Source organism: Streptomyces sp. NPDC051569 (assembly GCF_044454085.1).
GTDB lineage: Bacteria > Actinomycetota > Actinomycetes > Streptomycetales > Streptomycetaceae > Streptomyces.
In genome coordinates, this window is sequence record NZ_JBITDJ010000024.1 from 50,130 (window position 1) to 70,238 (window position 20,109).

Sequence of the window (20,109 nt, forward strand, 5' to 3'; positions counted from 1 at the left end):
GGCCGTCACGCGCACGCGGCGCGGGCGGCCCTTCCGAGGGGGAATCCGATGAGCCCGCTCCGCAGCTCCTGCCTTCTCCTGCGAGGCGAGGTCGCGTACCCGGCCTCCCTGTCCGTCGCGGACCTGCGGGATCGGTGGGAACAGCACCGCGCCGACGTGGTCTTCGACTGCGCCACGGACGGGCCCCGGCACCACATCTTCGAAGGGCCGCTGCTCCGGGACGTCGTCGGCGCGGCGCGGCCCGCGTTCGACGCCCGGCGGCGCAAGGACCGCTCCCGCTTCCTGCTCGCCGTCACCGGCGGGGACGGCCACCATACGGTGCTGTCCTGGGCGGAGATCGACGCCGACTTCGGCGACGTGCCGATCCTGCTGGCCACGGCCCTGGACGGGCGGAGCCTGGAGTCGGCGGGCAGTCAGCTGGTGGTGCCCTCGGACCGCTGCGGGGCGCGGTACATCAGCGCGATCACCAGCGTGTGGGTGGGCGCCTGCGGCGTCCCCGAGCGGTCATCCGCCCGGCAGGCCCGCCGGGCGGATGACCGGCCCGTGCGAAACGGGTGATGGCCCCGCGGAATCGTCCGCGGGGCCATCACCCCGAATCTCTGCACGCCCGGCCCCCACTGCCGAAGGGGCGGTACGGGGCGGTCATCGCCTGAACGCGTCCTTGGCCTTCTCGCCGGCCTGGCGCATATCGCCCGTGGCGCGCTCGGTCCGGCCCTCGGCGGTCAGGCGTTCATTGCCGACCGCGCGGCCGGCCGTCTCCTTGACGGCGCCCTTGGCCTGCTGGGCCTTCGCGGAAGTCTTCTTCTCGGTGGTCATGGTCGCGCTCCTTCGCTGTTGCTTTCGCTGCGAGCCGTTTCCTTGACGGGAGTTCGCCTGCCCGGGTGTTCGGCGGCCAAACCCGGTCTCATGTGACGGCCCTTCCGATCTGTGACGGCCCTTCCGATCACGGAGCGCGTTTACGGCCCGCCGCCGAGGTAACACTCTGTAACAGAAGCCTCGCGTGAGGGCACGTGAGGGAGGCTCTGCGAAAGGCGGGACCCATGTCCGTGATCACGCTCGCCATCCTCGGTGCGGCGGTGGCCATCATCACCGCGCTGCTGCTCGCCCGGCCGGCGAGGCAGGCCGGCACCCGCGAGCTACGGCGTCGCTTCGGCCCGGAGTTCGACCGGGTCAGCGCCCTCCACGGCGGGGACGCCAGGGCGGCCGGGCGGGAGCTGGGCGAGCGGCTGCGGCGCTTCCACGGCCTGCGCATACAGACACTGCCCGTGGCGCGGCGCGAGCAGTACGCGGCCCAATGGGACGGCCTCCAGGAGCAGTTCATCGACTGCCCGGGCGCGGTCGCGACGCGCGCCGATCAGCTGCTGAGCCGGCTGGCGACGGACCTCGGCTTTCCCGCCGATCCCCGCGACCTGCAGTTCGCAGCCCTGTCCGTGCACCATCCCGAGCGGGTGGAGGACGGCCGGCTGCTGCACGCGGCGGCCCGGAGGGCTGAGGCGGGCGAGGCGGACGCCGAGGCGATGCGGACCGCCATGGTCGCCGGCCGCGCGCTCTTCGACAGGCTCGTCGGACCCGTCGGCACCACCCCGATCATCACCACCCCGGCCACCACCACTACCCCGGCCATCACCACTACCCCGGCCACCACACCGGTCACCACGACGCCGGCCACCCCGGCTTCACAGGTCACCGGAGACGGCCGGGCCGTGGACCCTGTCGGCGGCCGCCGGTCCACGCACGACTGAGGAGCGGCCCGGGAAACCGCCGACGAGAGGCCCCGGACCGGATCACCCGGTCCAGGACCTCTCGTCCGGATCCCGCCAGGGCTCGCGAGCCCCGGCACCGTGCCCTGGTCCGGCCCGGTTCGAGCGGAAGACCAGTGCCGTTCCCGGCGACGTCCAGGCGTGGAACTAGGCGTGGAGCTAGGCGTGGAGCGCCGGCTCCTTCGCCGGTGCCGTGGTTCCGGCGTGGTCGGTGTCGACGTCGCTTCCTTCGACGTCGACCGAGGGCAGGATGCGGTCCAGCCAGCGGGGGAGGTACCAGGCCCGGTCGCCGAGCAGTTTGAGGACGGCGGGTACCAGGGTCATGCGGACGGCGAAGGCGTCGACCAGCACGCCGAAGCCGAGTGCGAGCGCGATGGGCATGCTGTTCGGGTCCCGCTTGAACATGAAGCTCGCGAAGACCGCGATCATGATGAGGCCCGCGGTGGTGACGACCCGGGCGGAGTGACGGGCGCCGGTGACGATGGCGTCGTGGCTGTCGCGGGTCTTCACGTAGCGCTCGCGCATGGAGGAGACGAGGAACACCTCGTAGTCCATGGCCAGTCCGAAGAGCACGGCCATCACCAGGATCGGGACGAAGCTGGCGATCGGTCCGGTGCTGGGCACCCCGAGCGCATCGGACAGCCACCCCCACTGGAAGACCGCGACGATCGACCCGAAGGACGCGCCGACCGAGAGCAGGAAGCCGAGCGTGGCCTTGATGGGGATGGCGATGGAGCGGAAGGCCACCATGAGCAGCAGGAGCGACATACCCACGACGACGATGGTGAAGGGGAGAAGCGCGCCGCTCAGTTTCGTCGCGATGTCGACGCTGATCGCCGTGATGCCCGTGACCGCGACCGTGGTGCCGCTGTCGTTCTGGGCCTTCTCCGTGAGATCGCGCAGCTGCCCGACGAGATGGCTCGTCTGCGAGGTGCGCGGTCCTGTGGTCGGGATGACCTGGATGCGGGCGGCCTGGCCGTCGGGCGAGGGCTGGGCGGGGCTGGCGAAGGCGACGCCCTTGGTGCCGTCGAGTTCCTTGACCAGCCGGTCGGCGGTCGGCATGACCTTGCTCTCGCCGCCCGGAGCGCCCTCGACGAGGACGATGAGCGGTCCGTTGGCGCCCGGCCCGAAGGCATGGGACACCGTGTCGTAGGCCTGCCGGGTGGCGGTCGCCTTCGGTTCCGAGCCGTTGTCGTTGAGGGCGAGCCTCAGTTGCAGGGCCGGTATCGCGAGGACCAGGAGGCCGAGGACGACGGTGACGACGGCCACCTTGGGGCGGCGGGTGACGGCGGTGACCCAGCGGGTGCCCATGGTGGGGGCTTCGGTGCGGGTTTCCCGGCGGGCGGCGCGTGATCCCGGCTTCGGTATGAGCCGGTCGCCGGCCATGGAGAGCAGCGCGGGGAGCAGGGTGAGCGCGAGCAGTACGGAGACGGTGACCGCTCCCGCCGCCGTGAGGCCCATCGAGGTCAGCATGGGGACCCGGGCGACCGTGAGTCCGACGAGCGCGACCACGACGGTCGTCCCGGCGAAGACGACGGCGCTGCCCGCGGTCGCGGTGGCCTTGGCGATCGATTTCTGCACCGGCATGCCCTGCGCGAGCTGGGAGCGGTGGCGCGACACGATGAACAGCGCGTAGTCGATGCCGACGGCCAGGCCGAGCATCATCGCCATGACCGGGGCGGTGCTGGAGATGCCGACGACGGAGGAGAGGCCGATCATGGCCATCATGGTCCCGGCGACGCCGAGGATGGCGGTCAGCAGCGGCAGTCCGGCCGCGAGCATCGATCCGAAGGTGATCACCAGGATCACCAGCGTCACGAGCACACCGATGATCTCGGTCATGTTGATGGCGGACGGGGATTCCTTGAAGGCGTCACCGCCGAAGATCACGGACGCTCCGGCCCGCTCGGCCTGGGCTCCGGTCTGCTTGAGCCCGTCCAGCGTCCGCGCCGGGACCGTCCCGTCCTTCGGCGTCGAGAAGATCACCTGCACGACGGAGGTACGGCCGTCGGGCGAGGTCTGGGCCGCCGGGCTGCTGACCGAGGTCACCCCGGGCACGTGTGCGGCGGATGCCAGCCCCGCGTTGACGGGGGTCCGCAGGTCAGGTTCGTCGAGGACATGCCCTCGCGGCGCCTGGAGGACGATCTCGGCGCTCTGGTTGTCCGAGCCGGGGAAGTGGCGGTCCATGGTGTTCAGCGCGACCTGGGCGGGTGAGCCCGGGATCGACCGGGCGGACACCATGGTCCCGCCGAAGAGGACGCCGAGTGCGGCGACGGCGGCAACAGCGACCAGCCAGCCGGCAAGCACCCGGTACTTGTTGCGACTGCTGAGGGCTCCAAGACGGTAGAGCAGCATGGCCATGGAGACTCCCTTCTGAGCAATGGTGGGGTGCTTCGGTAAGGCCGACACAGGGCCTGCGGAGCAAGATCTGCCGTTCGCCGCGTGGCGGGCCCGGCATGAATAAGCATCGGGCAAATAGCCCCGCTTGCTTATGAATGTACCTTTTACACCGCTACGGCCGGGGATGTAAATGCTTTTGACTCACTCATGAACCGCGCGGAAAATCGGCACGTGGAAGAGCCGTGAAACCACCCGTGAGCTGCGACGATGGACGCATTGCGAGCGATTCATCACCCTGTGTCAGGGAAAGGGCGATATCCCGACGCCGTCTGTTCAGGTGTGCGTCCGGTCCCGGCGTGCGTCCGGCCTGCGCGTATGTCCGGTCTACGCGTGCGTCGCCGACCGGGATCCGGTCGGCGAGAACGTGGTCAAGGACACGCCTTCCACGAATTCCACGAACCGACCCCCGGGGCCGGTGAAGCCACCGCTCGCCAGGAGGCGACGCCTCCGGTTGGCTCCTGGCGGCCGCCCCTCACCCGGGGCGCCGGGAAGGCACCTCAGCCCGGTCTCTCGCACGCAGATCGCGCACTCCACCTCGGAGAGTGCTCCGATGCCGGACGTGACCTCGGTGAACGGCCATGCCGGGCCGCGCGCGCGGCGACGGCCGTTCAGAGTCCCTTACGGAACTCGGAGAGGATCTCCCTGGTCCTGCGGGCGGATTCGGCGTGGGCGACCATGCGGTCCATCGCCTCCATGTGCTCCATGACCTCGCGCGCGTTGTCGAGGTAGAGCGCGCCCGTCAGGTACTCGACGTAGACCATGTCGGGCAGTTCGGGGACGGCGAAGCGGAAGAGGACGAACGGGCTGTACGTGCCGGGGTGGTGGCCGGCGGCGAACTCGGCGATCTGGAGCGTCACGTTCGGCAGCTCGGTCACGGCCAGCAGACGGTCGATCTGGCCGCGCATGATGTCGGGCGGGCCGACCGGGCGGCGCAGTACGGTCTCGTCCAGCACGGCCCAGAAGACCGGGGCGCCGTCCCGGGTCAGGAGCGACTGGCGTTCCAGCCGGAGCGCGACCTGGCGCTCCGTCCGCGCGGGATCCGGCCGGCCAACCCCGCCGCAGGTCAGGACCGCGCGGGCGTACTCCTCGGTCTGGAGCAGTCCCGGCACGAAGTGCGGCTCGTAGGAACGGATCGTCTTGGCGGCCTCTTCGAGGCTGACATGGCCGCCGAACCAGCTCGGCAGAACGTCGTGGAACCGCTGCCACCAACCGGGCCTGGCGGCCTCGTCGGCCATCTGGAGGAAGGTGGCGATCTCGTCGTCCGACGCGCCGTACGCGGGCAGCAGCATCTGTATGTACGGGATCTTCAGCCCGACTTCGGCCATCTCCATCCGGCGGATGGTGGCCGCCGTCACCCGCAGCAGCTTTCCGGCCTGGTCCCGGGTCAGACCCGCGCGTTCGCGGCGGGCCTGGAGCTGTCTGCTCAGGACGAGTTGACCGATCGTCGGAGCGGAACGCGGCTCACTCACTCGCGACCCCTGTGCTCCGGCATACGGGCAGTCTGCCACAAGGCTTCTGGCGTGCACATGGCGCTTACTGCCGTCCGGCGGCCTCGCCCGGGGAGCGGCCGCCAGGGCGCGGGCGGCCGCCAAGGCGCGGGCGGCCGCCAAGGCGCGGGCGGCCGAAGTGAACTCCCGGCATCGGCAGGCGCACGTCGCCGTAGCCGCGACATGGCGGTGGCCGGTTAGCATCGGCGTTCTGTCGTCTGACCAGGGCTGGAGTGAGCTGGACGTGTCCCGACCGCGTGTGGGTGTGGCCGTGCTGACCATGGGGACCCGGCCCGTTGAACTGCGGGCCCTGCTGGACTCCGTCGCCAAGCAGCGCGAGGCCCCCGCGCGGATCGTCGTCGTCGGCAACGGCACACCGCTGCCGGCCCTGCCCGACGGCGTCACCGGGGTGGAGCTGGAGAAGAACCTCGGGGTCTCCGGCGGGCGCAATGTCGCGATGGAGGTCCTCCGTGCCGCCGGTGACGTGGACGTCCTGGTGGACCTGGACGACGACGGCCTGCTCATCGAGGCCGACGTCATCACCCGCGTCGCCGACCTGTACGAGGCCGATCCCCGGCTCGGCATCGTGAGCTTCCGCATCGCGGACGAGACCGGGTACACCGCGCGGCGGCACGTGCCCCGGCTGCGGGTCGACGATCCGATGCGCGGCGGAGAGGTGACCACCTTCCTCGGCGGCGGCCACGCGCTGTCCATGGCGATGCTCGCGGAGACCGGCGGCTGGCCCGAGGAGTTCTTCTTCACGCACGAGGAGACCGACCTCGCCTGGCGTGCCCTGGACGCGGGCTGGACGATCCGTTACGAACCGGAGCTGGTCCTCCAGCATCCGCGCACCTCACCGGCCCGGCACGCCGAGTTCTACCGGATGACCGCCCGCAACCGCGTGTGGCTGGCCCGCCGTCATCTGCCCGCGCCGCTCGTGCCGGTCTACCTCGGCACGTGGATCCTGCTCACCGTGGCCCGTACGCGTTCGGTGAGCGGGCTGCGGGCGTGGTTCGGCGGCTTCTTCGAAGGCGTGCGGACGGCGTGCGGCACACGGCGGCCGATGCGGTGGAGCACCGTACGGCGCATGACCGCGCTGGGCCGGCCACCGATCATCTGAGGTCTGCCGTCGACCCGTCGGTCAGCCGTTTCCCACGGCCGGCAGGGCAGCGCCGCCGACAGGGGTGGGCATCGCCGCCATCGGACTCTCCGACGGCGACGGTGTCAGGAGCGGCCGGTCACTGGGCGACACCGTGGGGGCCGGTGGTCCTGCGGGCTCCACCCGCTGCCGCTCCGCCGGGACCAGCAGTACGCACACCAGCGCGGCGGCCAGGCCGAACAGCACCAGCACGGCCGAGCGCACCGGGAAGCGCCGGACCGTACCGGCGGACGGCGGTGACGCGCGCCGCAGATCGCGGGGGTGGACCGTGAGGGACCGGGCCTCCAGGGCCGCTCGCAGGCGCTGTTCCAGCACGTCCGTCCCTGGTCGCGGCTCGCTCATCGGAATACCTCCAGGTGTCGGCCCAGGGCTTTCAGCGCCCGGCTCGCGGTGGACTTCACCGTTCCGCACGACACCCCGAGGGTGTCGGCGATCTGCGCCTCGGTGAGGTGCGACCAGTAGCGCAGGACCAGCACCTCGCGCTGGCGGCGGGAGAGGTGGCGCAGCGCGTCGAGCACCTCCCGGTGCTCCTCGCGGATCAGGACGTGCTCCTCGGCCGGCGGGGCGTGGCCCTCGCGTTCGGGCGCGTGCGCGCGTACGGTCCGGCGCCGCCGCAGTACGGACCGGGCGCCGTTGACCACGCTCGTACGGACGTAGGCTTCCGGGTCGTCCAGGCCGGTCAGCCGGTCGCCGTGTCTGCGGAACAGCGCGGCGAAGGCGTCCTGCACCACGTCCTCGGCCGTCGGCAGATCGTCGACGAGCAACAGCGCCAGGCGGACGAGACCCAGCCGGCGATGGTGGTAGAGGTCGTCGATGGTGGTCCCGGTCGCCGAAGGCCCGCCGCGCGCCGGGGGGTCGATGACCTTCGGCAGGCCTACGGGGCCCGGCAGATCCGCGGGCCCCGGCCGGTCGACGGGCGCCTGCCGGTCACGTCTCTCGGAGAGGCTGCGGAGCAGCTGTCCCCACGCGCGTCGCGGCGCGCCCGGGGCGGCACCGACCGGGACTGCGCTGACCGGGACTGCACCGACCGGGACGACCGGGAACCCCGGGTACGTCGCTGTCCTCATGGGTCTCCTGGACTGGCGGAATGACGGAACCGCTGAACGGCTGAACGGCTGAACGGCTGACGGAACGACGGAACGGCTGAACGGGGCTGCCGGCCGGTAGCCGTCCGGCAGCCCCGACAGCCTGACGAGGCTGACTACTTGGCCGTGACCGACGGAGCCTCCGGGCCGGGGACCACCGACGCGTGGACCTCGTCGGACGCGTCGGGCTTCGTCGGCGCCGTTCCCGGAGCGGACGCCGCCGGGGCCGGGTGGGCGTACTCGCTCGACGCGTAGATCTCTTCGGAAGCGGTGGGCTTCGCCGGAGCGGGAGCCGGCGTGGCCGGGGTGGCATGACCGTCAGGCTCCGAGGTGGCGGGCGTGGCGGGGGCCGGGGTGGCGGGCGCGGCGGGGGCCGGGGTCCGGGCCGTCACGAGCGGGGACGGCTTCGCGGTCGGCTTCGACGAGTCGGCGTGCGCCGCCATCGCTCCGCCGACGGCCAGCGCGGCCACGGCCACGGATGCCCCCAGGACCAGACGGACCCGGCCCGTGAGCCCACTGCGTCCGGCACGGTGTCCGGCGGTGGTGGGACGTGCTTCTGACATACCGTTCCTCGAATCATTTCGTCGATGGCTGGGTAGTCCGCACCGGTGGGACGGACTGAACGATCGGAGGCGCCTCCACCCCGACAGACGTGCGGCCCCTGCCCGGGTTGCGGGGCGCTCGCGTGACCTGCGTCACCCGAAAGCACCCCGTGCCACGGCCGTGCGCGCGACCGCCGACGGATGTCCCCATGTCCCGTGACGGGACCGTGACTTGTCCCCTCGGCGCACTAAGGTTAGGTTTGCCTTACTTACGTCCGGGAAGACTCCGGGCAGCCGTCAGGGAGGCATCCCCACCGTGTCCAGAACCTTCACCCGCCGCATCTCCGTGGCCGCCGCCGCCACCGCGTTCGCCCTCTCCCTCAGCGCGTGCGGCGGCGACAGCGAGAGCGACGAGCCTGCGGCCGAGGCGTCCGCCGGGGGTGCCTCGACGCACACGGTCACGACGGTCATGGGTGACGTGAAGGTCCAGGACGTCCCGAAGCGCGTCGTCGTGCTCGACACCGACGCGCTCGACTCGGCCGTCACGCTGGGCATAACGCCGGTCGGTGCCACGACCGTTGTCGACGACGCGCCCTTCTCCACCTACCTGCCCGCCGACAAGCTCAAGGGCATCAAGCCCGTCGGCCTCATCGCCGAGCCGAACCTCGAAGCGATCGCCGCGCTGAAGCCGGACCTGATCCTCAGCAGCAAGGTCCGCGACGAGAAGAGCTACGCGTCGCTCTCCAAGATCGCCCCGACCGTCTTCTCCGACACCACCGGCCCGACCTGGCGCAAGAACTTCGACCTGCACGCCGACGCCCTCGGCAGGAAGAACGAGGCCGCGAAGGTCGTCGCCGACTACGACGCGCACGTCAAGCGGCTGACCGACGCGATGGGCGGGGCCGCCGAGGCGCAGAAGACCAAGGTCGGCTTCGTACGGTTCGTGGAGGGCGCGGACACCCGCCTCTACCTGAACGACACGTTCGTCGGGTCCATCTTCAAGGACCTCCAGGTCGGCCGCCCCGCCAACCAGGACACGACCGGCTTCTCCCTCGACATCAGCCCGGAGCAGATCGACAAGGCCAACGCCGATGTCATCTTCTACTCCACCTACGGTGACGCGAAGAAGTCCAAGGAGACCGACACCACCGGCGGTCCGCTGTGGAAGAACCTGGACGCGGTGAAGAAGGGCATGTCCTTCAAGGTCGACGACAACCTGTGGATGCTGGGCATCGGGTACACCGGCGCCGGCCAGGTGCTGGACGCGATGGAGAAGGACTACGTCTCCGCCGCGCGGCGATAACGCGCGGCGATAACGCGCGGCAATAACGCGCGGCAATAACGCGCGGCAATCAGGCGACAGACCGGGCGGCCACCCCGTACGTCAGCGATCGCGTCAGCAACGGAGCCAGCGAGAGACCCCGCACGGATCACCGTGCGGGGTCTCTCGCGTATCGGGCGGCCCCGGCCCGGACGAATGTCCCGGCCCCCCGGCGGCCCAGGTCAGAGGCGCTCGAAGCCCCGCATCCGCTCCCAGTCCGTCACCGACGTCTCGAACGAGGCCAGTTCCGTGCGCGCCGCCTGCGCGTAGTGCGTCACCACCGCCTCACCGAAGACCTTCGCCGCGATCTCGCTGGTCTCCCAGCGGTGCAGCGCCTCCGTCAGGGTCGCCGGCAGCCTCGGTACGGAGGGGTCGGCCAGGGCGTTCTCCCGGTGCGGGGCGGGGAGTTCCAGGCGCTGTTCGATGCCGTGGAGACCGGCCGCGACCGCCGCCGCCGTCACGAGATACGGGTTGGCGTCGCCGCCCGGCACCCGGTGCTCGATGCGCAGCGAGGACCCGGCCCCCACCACCCGTACCGGGCATGTCCGGTTGTCGCGGCCCCAGGTGATGCCGGTCGGGGCGAACGCGCCCGGCTGGAGCCGCTTGTACGAGTTGATGTTCGGCGCCATCAGCAGCGCGAAGTCCGGCAGGCAGGCGAGCTGCCCCGCGACGAAGTGCCGCATCAGCTCGGACATGCCGTCGTCGGCCGCCTCGTCCGCCAGCACCGGCGTGCCGTCCGTGGCGCGCAGGGAGAGGTGGATGTGGCAGGAGTTGCCCTCTCCCTCGTCGAACTTCGGCATGAAGGTGAGCGCCACGCCCTCCTGGGCGGCGATCTGCTTGGCGGCGTTCTTGAAGAAGACGTGGTTGTCGCAGGTGCTCATCGCCTCCGCGTACCGGAAGACGATCTCGTACTGCCCGGGGTGGCACTCCCCGCGCGCGGTCTCCATCGCCAGCCCGGCGCGGCCCATCTCGCGGCGGATCCTGCGCACGACCGGCTCGATCTCGCCGAGCCCCTGGAGGGAGTAGTCGACGTTGTACGCCGTCCCGGTGGACAGGCCCTGGTAGCGGGACTCCCAGGCGCTGCGGTACGAGCCCTGGAAGATGAGGAATTCGAGCTCCGTACCGGCGAAGGCGGTCAGTCCGCGCTCGGCCAGCCGGTCGAGCTGGGAGCGCAGGACGTGGCGCGGCGCCACCTCCACCGGGCCGCCGCCCGGCCAGTGCGCGTCGGCGATGACCAGGGCCGTGCCGTCGTCCCAGGGCAGTACGGTCCGCAGGGTCGACGCGTCGGGGCGCAGGACGAAGTCGCCGAAGCCGCTCTTCCAGGCGTCGATCGCGTAGCCGGGGCCGGTGTCCATCTCCACGTCGGAGGCGAGGAGGTAGACGCAGGCGCCGAAGCCGTCACCGGCGACCTCGTCGAGGAAGTACGGCACCGAGAGGCGGCTGCCCTGGAGCCGGCCCTGGAGGTCGGGGACGGCGACGATCACCTCTTCGATCCTTCCGGCGGCGGCGTCGGCGCGCAGCCGCTCGTACCCCGTCAGCTCCCCCGCCGTGCCGCGTGTCGTCGCGGCATCCGCCGTGCCGTGCGTCGTCGTGGTGTTCATATCCGCTCCTCAGGTACGGACGTGGCGGTGGCCAGCGGGTTCGTGACCGTGCCGTGCACCACGTCGAAGCCCTCGTCGCGCTCGGAGCGGTCGTGGAAGCCGCCGCCGAGCAGCTGCTCGCGGTTGAGCGCGACGCGGTCGTACTCCGGGGCGAAGAGCCCGAACGAGTCGCAGCGGTCGGCCAGTTCCGGGAAGCGGGCGTGGTAGCGCTCGATCTCGGCCCGTACCAGCGCCCAGAAGTCCTCCTCCGGGACGCCGAGTTGGTCGGCGGCCAGTGGTGCGAAGAACCGGAAGTGCCCGGCGAAGACGGCGCTCAGCAGCGAGTGCGCCAGCTCGTGCGCCGGCCAGCGCAGCAGCACGCGGTCCGCGCGCTCCGACAGGTCCTGGTACTCGGGCAGGGCGCCCGGCAGCAGGTTCACGTCCTCGGCGAAGTCCTTCACGGCGATGCCGATCGGGATGTCGTGGCCGTCGAAGAGGACGACGGTGTTCTCGCCGTGCGGGCAGAAGGCGACGCCGTACCGGTAGAGGTAGTGCAGCAGCCCCGGCAGCAGCGCGCCGAAGAACCGCTCCAGCCAGTCGTGGGACGACAGCTTGGAGCGGGCCACCAGCTCACCGGTGAGCGTCCGCCCGTCGGAGCCGACCTTGAGGAGCGACGCCATCGTGCGGGCGCGTTCGCGCTTGCCGAGCAGCGCGGCGACGGGCTCGCGCCAGACCGCGCCGAGCAGCTCGTGGTAGCGGTACGGGGCGTCCTTGACGGACTCGTACAGCGGGTGGCCGACGGCCACGGCGGCGACTTCGCCGAGCGGGTGGAAGCGCAGCTCGTCGCGGAGGTACGGGTCGTTGTCCCGCACCGAGTGCAGCCAGGCGCTGACGTCGGGGGCGGCCTCGGTCGGCTCGGTGGACAGCCCGCGCCACACGAGGGTGTTGCGGATGAGGAGCGGCACCTTCACGTTGCGGCGCTTCGGGTGGTCGAGGTTGGCGAGCGTACGGATCGACTGGAGCGGGCGGTACCGGTCGGCACTGCGGCCCAGTTCCACGACGCGGCCGTCCGCGAGGTACGGCGCGAAGAGGGTGGCGACGGCCTCGTCCCAGTGGAAGGGGTGCACGGGCAGCCAGGTGAAGTCGGCGGCGGCCAGGCCGCTCGTGGCGCACGCCTCGTCCAGCGCGGCGGCGAACGCGTCCCGTGTCCGGGGGTCCAGCTCCTGCGACAGCAGCGTCTCGGCGTCGAGCCCGGGAACACCCGCGTAGGTGGCGAGCGTGCGGTGCACGGCGGCCCAGGTCAGCCGTACGGAACGGGCCGCCTCGGGCGCGTACGCGGCGGCGTCCGACGCGGCGAAGCCGAGCCGGCCCTTGTTGAGCAGCATGCAGGGGTGGCCGTCCTGGTACGCCTCCAGGTCGAGGTGGCCCAGGCCGGCGAGAACGGCGGCGGGCAGCGCCCGGCCGAGTGCCTCGGCGTCCGCGCGCCGGGTCGCGGTCAGCTCGCGCAGCACCTCGGCGGTGGTCGGCCCGTCCCAGCCGAGGACCGTCCGCGCGTCCAGCAGCAGCCGCTCGGGGCCGGTCTCCTCGCCGTCCGGCACGGCGGGGTGGCGCTGGAGGGAACCGGGCTCGACGCGCCAGGTCGCGAAGGTCCCGCGAACGGCTCGGAAGGACCAGTGCACCCCGTCCCCGAAGTCGAGCCGGTACGCACCGGGCTCCCGCGCGCCGGGCTTCAGCGCACCGGGCTTCAGCGCACCGGGCGCGGCGTCCGGGGCGCTGTCGGGCGCGCTGTCCGGCACGCTGACGGGCACCGGTACGAGCAGCTCCTCGTACGCGAACTCCTCAACGGCCTTGACCAGCAGGCGCCGGCCCGCCTGCGCCCAGGCATCGCGGGTGGGGTGGTTCATCGGGGGTTCTCCTCGGAGTACACGGGGATGGGGACGGCGGAGTGCGGGGACGGAGCCGTGGGGGCGGCGCGCGACGGGGACGGGACGCCGGGGGCCGCGCCCGCCGGAGCGACTCGCGCGCGGCGCGGCCCGGCGGCGGACGCCTGCGCGGGGCGCGGCCCGGCGGCGGACGCCTGCGCGGGGCGCGGCCCGGCGGCGGACGCGGCCGTCCCGGCCGGAGCGTCGCCCGCCGGGCCCGCCCCGATCGGCTGCGGCTCGGCGGCCCGGGGGCCGGTCGCCGGGGAGTCGGCCTGGCGAATCGGGGCGGCCGGGGCAGCCGGGGCGCGGCCCGTGGGGCCGCCGCCGCGCATGCCCCGTACCGACAGCAGCGTCCCGACCACCTGGAGCGCCGCCGCTACCAGCAGCGGGAGGGCCAGGTCGGTGGAGACGGCCGCCGTGGCCACCAGGGGCGCCGCCAGCAGGCCCGCCGAGCGGGTGGTTTCGACGGCGGTGAAGGCCGGTCCGGCGGTACCGGTGGCGCGGAACATCCGCAGTTCCACCGCGACCTGTCCCAGGCCCAGGCCCACGCCGAAGAGCACCCGCCCGCCGATCAGGCCGGGGAGGTCGGTGGCGAGCGCCTGCCAGAGGTAGCCCGCCGCGCCGGCCAGCAGCGCCAGCGGGAGGAGCCGGTCGCCGAGCGCGGCGTGGCAGCTGCGGACGGCGGGGAGGACCGCCAGTGCGGCGACGCTCGGCAGGAAGAAGAGCGCAGCCGTGCCCACCGAGCCACTGCCGAACGTCTCGGCGAATTCGGTGAAGAACGGCCGCGCCACATTCACCGCGAAGTCGAAGGTCAGCCCGATCAGGGCGACTTGGGCGAGGAGGAGCAGGCGCGGGCCGCGCGGCCCGGACGGCCGGGCGGGCGCCGTGGCGACCGGCTCCACCGCGGCCCCGGCGCCGAGCACGGCACCGGCGGCCGGCGCCGCCCCGGCCCCGGTGTCCAGCACGGCCCCGGCGTCCAGCACGGCCCCGGCGGCCGGCACGGCCCCGGTGTCCAGCACGGCCCCGGCGGCCGGCACGGCCCCGGCGGCCGGCACGGCCCCGGTGTCCAGCACGGCCCCGGCGGCCGGCACGGCCCCGGCGGCCGGCACCGCCCCGGCCTCAGCCTCGGCGGCCGGCCGCCGCCCCAGCACCCGGTACGCCAGTACCGCCAGCGCCACATCCATCACGGCGAACGCCGAGATCCCGACGCGCGGCTGCGGCAGCGCCAGCACGCCCGTACCCACCAGCGTCGACACGACCACCGACAGGTGGAAGACGATCACCAGGGAGACGACTCCGGCGAGCCGGGCCCGCTCGCCGTCGCCCGGCTCGTCCGGATGCTCGGCGATGAAGGCCGGATACGCCAGCAGCAGCGCGCTGTTGGTCGCGACGACGGCCGTGGAGAGCACGGTGTACGCGGCGAAACTCGGCGCCATGCCGAGCAGCAGGTCCAGCACCGCCGAGCCGCACAGCCCCGCCAGCACCAGCCGGTGCAGCGGCCAGCGGCGGGCGGCCAGGCCCCACAGCGGGAGCGCGGCCAGGCCGACGATCCGGCAGACCCAGAGGTACAGGCCGGTGGCGCCCGGGTCGTCGATCCCGTACAGCCGGTCGAAGAGCTGCGGCAGGAACGGCGTCAGCGCCGTCTCCGCCACCAGGTGCAGCCCGATGATGGAGATCAGCACCGCCTTGGCGCGCGCGGGCTTGGCGCGCGCGGGCCCGCCCGGCACCGGCCCCGCACCGCCCCGCACCGGCCCGGCGCGCTCGGGTGCCCCCGCGCGTACCCCGTCGCCACCCTTCGCGCTCACGGCCGCACGACCGCCGACACCGCTCCGGAGGCACCTGTCACGCCCGTGTCTCCCGTACGCCCCGGCGCCCCGAACGTCGTCCAGGCCGCGCGCTCCGGCACCCGCAGCACCGTCCGCCCGGCGACCGCGTTGAGGATCGTCGCCGCGCGCCACGCGCCCAGCGTGAGGTCGGGGGCGCCGACGCCGTGGGTGTGCAGCTCGGCGTTCTGTACGTACAGCGCGCCGGAGACGCGCGGGTCGAGCGCCACCCGGTAGTCGCCGTCGATCTGGTAGCGGCCCTTCTCGTCCCAGTCGACCAGCTCGGCCATGGTGTCCAGGAAGGCCGGGCGTCCCGCCGCGTACCCGGTGGCGGAGACGACCGCCGACGTACGGACCTCGAACACCGTGTCCTGCTGGCTGTGCCGGCAGGTCAGCAGGTATCCGTCGCCGTCCGCCTCGGCGGCCACGATCGCCACGCCCGGATGCAGCGCGGCGCGCGGCCGCGTCCCGCCGATGGTCCGCTCGTACAGCTCGTCGTGGATCTCGCCGAGGGTCTCCTCGCTGACCCCCTTGTAGAGCTGCCACTGCTCGCGGACGAGCTGTTCGCGCCGCTCCTCGGGCAGGGCGCGGAAGTAGCGGATGTAGTCCGGGGTGAAGTGCTCCAGCCCGAGCTTGGAGTACTCCATCGGCGCGAACGCGGGGGTGCGGGCCAGCCAGCGGACGTACGGGCCGCCCGCGCCCTCGCCGTCCTGGTGGCGCAGCAGGTCGAGCGCGACCTCGGCACCGGACTGCCCGGCCCCGACGACCGTGACATCGTCGAGGCCGGCCAGCCGCGCCCGGTGGGTGCGGTAGTCGGCACTGTGCAGGACGCGGCCCGCGTGCGCGGAGGTCAGCAGGGGGCGCAGCGGCTCGGGGACGACGGGCAGCGTGCCGACGCCGAGCACGATCTTCCGCGCCAGCACCCGCGAGGTGGTGCCGTCCGCCGAGCCGTGGGTGACGGCGAACGCGTCGGCGCTCTCGTCCCACGCGATCCCAATGACGCGCGCGTCGAAGCGGCAGGAGGGCAGGCGTTCGGCGACCCAGCGGCAGTAGTGGTCGTACTCCCGGCGCGGTATGTGGAAGCGCTCCGAGAAGAAGAACGGGAACATCCGGTCATGTTCGCGCAGGTAGTTGAGGTAGGACCAGGGGCTGGTCGGGTCCACCATCGTGACCAGGTCGGCGAGGAAGGGGACCTGGAGGACCGTCCCTTCCATGAGCAGGCCGGGGTGCCAGGAGAAGGCCGGCTTCGCGTCGAGGAAGAGTGTGCGCAGTTCGCGCGCGCCGTCCGAGAGCGCGGCGAGCGAGAGGTTGAACGGGCCGATGCCGACGCCGACCAGGTCGTAGACGCCGGAGGCGCCGGGCGCCCCGGCCTCGTCGGGCTTGCTGAGCTGCTCGGTCACCGCTGGGCCTCCGCGAGGGGGTTGGGAAGGTCGATGTAGACGGACTGGGTGTGGACGTCTCCGATGAGCTCGTCGAGCCCGTCCACGCAGGTGAGGTAGTTGCCCTTGCAGCGCAGCACGGGCGCGTCGAGCAGCAGGTCGAGCAGGCCCTTGGCGCCCGGCTCGGTGGCGCGCAGCGCTTCCAGCCTGGCACGCAGGACGCGCAGCAGTGCCTCCTCGTCGGCGAGGCCGAGCGCCCCGAACGCGCCCACCAGCCCGAGCAGGTTGTTGATGCCGAGGTAGTACGCGACGCGCTCGTCGACGAACGCGTCGTCGAAGACCAGCTCCAGGCCGTCGGCGGCGCCGGGAAGCAGCCGTTCGACGTCGTCGGCGCGCGAGGAGGCCACGTAGTAGCCCTGGCTGTCGCGGTACCACCCGGCGCACGGCAGGCCGTCCGCGCCGAGCGCGACGAGGGTGTTCTGGTGGTGCGGTTCCAGGGCGATCCCGTACCAGGCCTGGAGGCGGATCAGCGGTACGGCGAGGACGTCGAGGTACGCGGACAGCCAGCGGGCGGACGCCTCGGCGGTGGAGAGCGTGTGCGCGCGGGCCGTGCGGGCGACGGCCTCGGACAGCAGCGCGCGGTGGCGCGGCGCGGTGCCGTCGCCGGGTCCGGTGCGCTCGGCGAGGAGCCCGGCCACGCACAGGCCCTCCAGGCCCGCGCCGGTGAACGGGTTGTCGCGGATGGCGGTCTCCAGACCCGTCTCACCGTCCCCGGCTCCGGCGGACACCCAGGCGAAGTCCCGCAGGATGCCGAATTCGGGGTGTTCGGCGCGCAGTCGCTCCGCCGGTCCGGTGGCCAGCAGCCGGGCGGCCCGTACGCCGAGTCGCATCTCCGAACGGAGGTTGTTGCGGCGGGAGTTGGTGATCCGCATGCCGAGGGACAGCTTCAGCATGACGTCCGCGTCGGGCCGGTGCACGGTCCGTACGGAGGAGGTGGGGTGCCACGCGGGACCGGCCGGGCCCAGCGGCCGCAGCAGCCCGGCGTCCAGCAGGCCCGCGACCTCGGGACGGCCGAGGATGTCGCGCGCCTGCCAGGGGTGCGCGGGTACGGCGACCATGCCGGTCGGCAGGTCGAGCCCGGCAACGGCGACGAGCGGGCGCAGCACTTCGGCGGGGGTCCGGCCGTCGGCGCTCTCCCCGACGACGATCTCCGGGTGCGCGGCGAACCAGTGCAGTGGGAAGGACCCGCGCAATTCGGGCGAGTACGCGTCCAGTTCGCGGTCGCTGGCCTCTTCGCGGCTCTTGGGCGCGGGGTGGAAGGGATGCCCGAGCAGCAGGGCCTGCTCGGCGCCGAGGAAGGGCGTGGGACCGGTGAGATCCGGGTCCTCCTCCCGGCGCCGGGCGAGGTGTACGGCGGTGCGCGCGGCGGAGTTCAGCACCCGGCCGACGGCGTCCCCGCCCAGATGCGCCGGGGCGCCGCGTCCGACGGTGGACTCCCGGATGAGCGCGGCGGCGACGAGCGCGGTGTCGGCGGCGTGGCTGCCGCCCCCGTCCGTAACACCGACATCCGACGTGGCGCCGACGTCCGACGTGACCACCCGGGCCTTGCCGAACCGGTGCCAGCCGGTGGCGGACCGGTGCAGCACCCGGACGCGCAGGGCCATCCGGCTGACGGGCAGCGTCAGCTTCAACAACTCCCCGGTCGGCGGGACTTCGGTGCCGGTCTCGCGGACGTACGCGCGCAGCAGTGTCTCGGTGGCGGCCGCGTCCCCGGCCCGCAGCGCGTCCGGGTGGTCGAGCGGGTCGGGCGAGCGGGGAGCCTCGGGTGCCGGGACGGAGGGGTTCACAGCGCGTCCTCCTCGGCGCGTCCGGCCGCCGCGACGGCGTGCAGCAGGCGTTCGACCTCGACGTCCGTGGTGTGCGGGTTGAGCAGGGTGAGCTTGAGACGGACGCGGCCGGGTCCCTCGCCGGGCAGTTCGGTGCGGCCGACGACCGCCCGGCCCTCGCGCAGCAGCCGGCGGCGCAGCCCGGCGTTGATCTCGTCGGCGCGGGACGCGTCGGCGGGCAGGTAGCGGAACAGGAAGGCGGTGAGGACCGGTTCGGAGTGCAGCTCCAGCTGGGGGTGGTCCCGCACGGTCCGTGCTCCGGCCAGCGACAGCTCGTGGCAGGCGTCGACCAGCCGGCCGAGGCCCTCCCGGCCCAGCGTCCGCAGCGTGACCGCGATCTTGAAGGCGTCGGCGCGGCGCGTGGTGCGCAGCGAGAGGCCGAGCAGGCTCGGGTAGCCGGCCTCCTCGTCGTCCTGCGGATTCAGGTAGACGGCCCGGCGCGCGAGGGAGGCGTACGTCTCCGACCGCCGGACCAGGAAGATCCCGGCGGCGACCGGCTGCCAGCCGAGCTTGTGCCAGTCGAGCGAGACGGAGTCGGCGAGGCCGAGGCCGTCCAGCAGCGGCGCGAGCCGGTCGGAGAGCAGGGCGCCACCGCCGTACGCGGCGTCGACGTGCAGCCAGGCGCCGTACCGGGCGGCGAGGGCGGCGCACTCGCGCAGCGGGTCGACGGCGCCGGTGTCGGTGGTGCCCGCCGTCGCGACGACGGCGATGGGCAGTTCACCGCGCCGGGCGCAGCCGTCGAGCGCCTCGGTCAGCGCGACCGGGTCCATCCGGAGCTCGCGGTCGACCGCCACCGGCAGCACCGCGTCCTCGCCGAGACCGAGGAGGGCGGCGGAGCGCTGTACGGAGAAGTGCGCGGTGGCGGAGGCGAGGATGCGCGGGCGCGGCCCGCTTCCGGGCACCCCGCTCAGCTCGACCTGCCGGCCGGTGGAGGCTCCCAGGACGCGGTCCCTGGCGAGCATCAGGCCCATCAGGTTGGACTCCGTACCGCCCGAGGTGACGACCCCGGCGGCCTGCTCGGAGTCGTATCCCACCATCCGCGCCAGTTCCTGGAGCAGCAGTGTCTCCAGGGCGGTCGCGGCGGGCGCCTGGTCCCAGGAGTCCTGGGAGGGGTTGAGGGCGGTGACCGCCAGGTCGGCGGCGACCGCGACGGCGAGCGGCGGGCAGTGCAGGTGGGCGGCGCAGGCCGGGTCCGCCGGGTCGGCGCTGCCGTGCGCGAGGAGTTCGGTGAGCCGGTCGAGCGCGGCCGTGCCGGTGACGGCGGACGGACCGCCGAACACCTCGGCGACGGCTGCGGCGGCGTCACCGGGGAGGCCGGGCGCGAGGGGCCCGCCCCGGCGCCGGGCGCCCTCGGTGAGGGCGCTCAGCACGGTGGAAATGAGGGGTTCGAGGGCGGCGGGACCGCTGACGCCACCGGAGAGCGCGGTCGCCCGCGCGTCAGGAGTGCCGGAAGCCGGCCGAGCACCCACGGCACCGGAAGCCACCGCAGCACCCGCAGCACCCGCAGCCACCGGAGCCCCCAAGGAACCCACAGCACCCGCAGCACCCGCAGCACCCGCAGCACCCAAGCCACCCGCAGCACCCGCATCTCCCAAGGAACCCACAGCACCCGCAGCACCCGCAGTGCCGAAGCCACCCGCAGCACCCGCATCTCCCAAGGCACCCGCAGCACCCGCATCTCCCAGGGCACCCGCAAGGCCCGCAGTGCCCAGGGCACCCGAAGCCGGCGGCGCACCCGGAGCCACCGGCGCACCCGGGCCCCCGG

Annotated in this window: 17 protein-coding genes; 4 read left to right on the plus strand and 13 right to left on the minus strand. The window is 73.1% G+C overall.

The features are described from left to right. Nucleotides 1–48 precede the first annotated feature (48 nt). A complete protein-coding gene (locus ACIBAE_RS26075; protein WP_399289924.1) occupies nucleotides 49–558 on the plus strand; it encodes a molybdopterin-dependent oxidoreductase in 510 nt (169 codons plus the stop codon). 84 nt (nucleotides 559–642) lie between these two features. Here ACIBAE_RS26075 and ACIBAE_RS26080 read toward each other — a convergent pair whose 3' ends face one another. Then, nucleotides 643–816 (minus strand): CsbD family protein, encoded by a 174-nt coding sequence (locus ACIBAE_RS26080; protein WP_399289926.1) that lies wholly within the window; start codon nucleotides 814–816, stop codon nucleotides 643–645. A 224-nt stretch (nucleotides 817–1,040) separates the two neighbouring features. On the opposite strand from ACIBAE_RS26080, the gene ACIBAE_RS26085 reads away from it, so the two are divergent. Then, entirely contained in the window at nucleotides 1,041–1,742 is a 702-nt protein-coding gene (locus tag ACIBAE_RS26085; RefSeq protein WP_399289928.1) for a hypothetical protein, read from the plus strand. A 177-nt stretch (nucleotides 1,743–1,919) separates the two neighbouring features. On the opposite strand, the gene ACIBAE_RS26090 is transcribed toward ACIBAE_RS26085, so the two are convergent. Together ACIBAE_RS26090 and ACIBAE_RS26095 are read right to left on the minus strand one after the other, a co-directional pair. Further along, nucleotides 1,920–4,121, minus strand: a complete 2,202-nt coding sequence (locus ACIBAE_RS26090; protein ID WP_399289930.1) for an MMPL family transporter — start codon at nucleotides 4,119–4,121, stop codon at nucleotides 1,920–1,922. A 647-nt stretch (nucleotides 4,122–4,768) separates the two neighbouring features. After that, entirely contained in the window at nucleotides 4,769–5,629 is an 861-nt protein-coding gene (locus ACIBAE_RS26095; RefSeq protein ID WP_399289932.1) for a helix-turn-helix domain-containing protein, read from the minus strand. A gap of 262 nt (nucleotides 5,630–5,891) precedes the next feature. On the opposite strand from ACIBAE_RS26095, the gene ACIBAE_RS26100 reads away from it, so the two are divergent. After that, the gene (locus tag ACIBAE_RS26100) at nucleotides 5,892–6,767 is read left to right on the plus strand and encodes a glycosyltransferase family 2 protein (protein ID WP_399289934.1); all 876 of its coding nucleotides are present in this window, start codon (nucleotides 5,892–5,894) and stop codon (nucleotides 6,765–6,767) included. A gap of 21 nt (nucleotides 6,768–6,788) precedes the next feature. Here the strand turns inward: ACIBAE_RS26100 and ACIBAE_RS26105 are convergent, their stop codons facing one another. The 3 genes from ACIBAE_RS26105 to ACIBAE_RS26115 all read right to left on the minus strand — a co-directional run bounded on the left by ACIBAE_RS26105 (nucleotide 6,789) and on the right by ACIBAE_RS26115 (nucleotide 8,454). Next, nucleotides 6,789–7,148 carry a hypothetical protein gene (locus ACIBAE_RS26105; RefSeq protein WP_399289936.1) on the minus strand — a complete coding sequence of 120 codons (360 nt, stop codon included), beginning with the start codon at nucleotides 7,146–7,148 and terminating at the stop codon, nucleotides 6,789–6,791. After that, nucleotides 7,145–7,873, minus strand: a complete 729-nt coding sequence (locus ACIBAE_RS26110) for a SigE family RNA polymerase sigma factor (RefSeq protein ID WP_399289938.1) — start codon at nucleotides 7,871–7,873, stop codon at nucleotides 7,145–7,147. Before ACIBAE_RS26110 ends, ACIBAE_RS26105 begins: the two co-directional genes overlap by 4 nt. A 134-nt stretch (nucleotides 7,874–8,007) precedes the next feature. Beyond that, complete coding sequence (locus tag ACIBAE_RS26115; protein ID WP_399289939.1) at nucleotides 8,008–8,454, minus strand: hypothetical protein; 447 nt, start codon at nucleotides 8,452–8,454, stop codon at nucleotides 8,008–8,010. A 295-nt stretch (nucleotides 8,455–8,749) separates the two neighbouring features. Here ACIBAE_RS26115 and ACIBAE_RS26120 point away from each other — a divergent pair, with 295 nt between their 5' ends. Continuing rightward, the gene (locus tag ACIBAE_RS26120) at nucleotides 8,750–9,736 is read left to right on the plus strand and encodes an ABC transporter substrate-binding protein (RefSeq protein ID WP_399289941.1); all 987 of its coding nucleotides are present in this window, start codon (nucleotides 8,750–8,752) and stop codon (nucleotides 9,734–9,736) included. A 200-nt stretch (nucleotides 9,737–9,936) separates the two neighbouring features. Here ACIBAE_RS26120 and ACIBAE_RS26125 read toward each other — a convergent pair whose 3' ends face one another. Genes ACIBAE_RS26125 through ACIBAE_RS26155 form a run of 7 tightly spaced genes read right to left on the minus strand, consistent with a single transcriptional unit; the run spans nucleotide 9,937 to nucleotide 20,079 of the window. Further along, nucleotides 9,937–11,355 (minus strand): glutamine synthetase family protein, encoded by a 1,419-nt coding sequence (locus tag ACIBAE_RS26125; RefSeq protein WP_399289943.1) that lies wholly within the window; start codon nucleotides 11,353–11,355, stop codon nucleotides 9,937–9,939. Next, the gene (locus ACIBAE_RS26130; protein ID WP_399289945.1) at nucleotides 11,352–13,238 is read right to left on the minus strand and encodes an IucA/IucC family protein; all 1,887 of its coding nucleotides are present in this window, start codon (nucleotides 13,236–13,238) and stop codon (nucleotides 11,352–11,354) included. Before ACIBAE_RS26130 ends, ACIBAE_RS26125 begins: the two co-directional genes overlap by 4 nt. After that, nucleotides 13,235–15,061, minus strand: a complete 1,827-nt coding sequence (locus ACIBAE_RS26135) for a hypothetical protein (RefSeq protein ID WP_399289947.1) — start codon at nucleotides 15,059–15,061, stop codon at nucleotides 13,235–13,237. Before ACIBAE_RS26135 ends, ACIBAE_RS26130 begins: the two co-directional genes overlap by 4 nt. Then, nucleotides 15,058–16,479, minus strand: a complete 1,422-nt coding sequence (locus tag ACIBAE_RS26140) for a lysine N(6)-hydroxylase/L-ornithine N(5)-oxygenase family protein (RefSeq protein WP_399289949.1) — start codon at nucleotides 16,477–16,479, stop codon at nucleotides 15,058–15,060. The genes ACIBAE_RS26135 and ACIBAE_RS26140 overlap by 4 nt, the downstream gene beginning before the upstream one ends. Continuing rightward, nucleotides 16,476–18,305: an IucA/IucC family protein gene (locus ACIBAE_RS26145; protein WP_399289951.1), complete on the minus strand. Its 1,830-nt coding sequence runs from the start codon at nucleotides 18,303–18,305 to the stop codon at nucleotides 16,476–16,478. Before ACIBAE_RS26145 ends, ACIBAE_RS26140 begins: the two co-directional genes overlap by 4 nt. Next, on the minus strand, nucleotides 18,302–19,714 hold the full coding sequence (locus tag ACIBAE_RS26150) for a pyridoxal phosphate-dependent decarboxylase family protein (protein ID WP_399289953.1): 1,413 nt from the start codon (nucleotides 19,712–19,714) through the stop codon (nucleotides 18,302–18,304). The genes ACIBAE_RS26145 and ACIBAE_RS26150 overlap by 4 nt, the downstream gene beginning before the upstream one ends. Further along, nucleotides 19,708–20,079 (minus strand): hypothetical protein, encoded by a 372-nt coding sequence (locus tag ACIBAE_RS26155; protein ID WP_399289955.1) that lies wholly within the window; start codon nucleotides 20,077–20,079, stop codon nucleotides 19,708–19,710. The genes ACIBAE_RS26150 and ACIBAE_RS26155 overlap by 7 nt, the downstream gene beginning before the upstream one ends. Between the last annotated feature and the right edge of the window lie 30 nt (nucleotides 20,080–20,109).

What these genes read in the sequence shown, in the direction of transcription:
- ACIBAE_RS26075 (WP_399289924.1), top strand. Translation starts at nt 49, where the DNA reads ATGAGCCCGCTCCGCAGCTCCTGCCTTCTCCTGCGAGGCGAGGTCGCG.
- ACIBAE_RS26080 (WP_399289926.1), bottom strand. Translation starts at nt 816, where the DNA reads ATGACCACCGAGAAGAAGACTTCCGCGAAGGCCCAGCAGGCCAAGGGC.
- ACIBAE_RS26085 (WP_399289928.1), top strand. Translation starts at nt 1,041, where the DNA reads ATGTCCGTGATCACGCTCGCCATCCTCGGTGCGGCGGTGGCCATCATC.
- ACIBAE_RS26090 (WP_399289930.1), bottom strand. Translation starts at nt 4,121, where the DNA reads ATGGCCATGCTGCTCTACCGTCTTGGAGCCCTCAGCAGTCGCAACAAG.
- ACIBAE_RS26105 (WP_399289936.1), bottom strand. Translation starts at nt 7,148, where the DNA reads ATGAGCGAGCCGCGACCAGGGACGGACGTGCTGGAACAGCGCCTGCGA.
- ACIBAE_RS26110 (WP_399289938.1), bottom strand. Translation starts at nt 7,873, where the DNA reads ATGAGGACAGCGACGTACCCGGGGTTCCCGGTCGTCCCGGTCGGTGCA.
- ACIBAE_RS26115 (WP_399289939.1), bottom strand. Translation starts at nt 8,454, where the DNA reads ATGTCAGAAGCACGTCCCACCACCGCCGGACACCGTGCCGGACGCAGT.
- ACIBAE_RS26125 (WP_399289943.1), bottom strand. Translation starts at nt 11,355, where the DNA reads ATGAACACCACGACGACGCACGGCACGGCGGATGCCGCGACGACACGC.
- ACIBAE_RS26130 (WP_399289945.1), bottom strand. Translation starts at nt 13,238, where the DNA reads ATGAACCACCCCACCCGCGATGCCTGGGCGCAGGCGGGCCGGCGCCTG.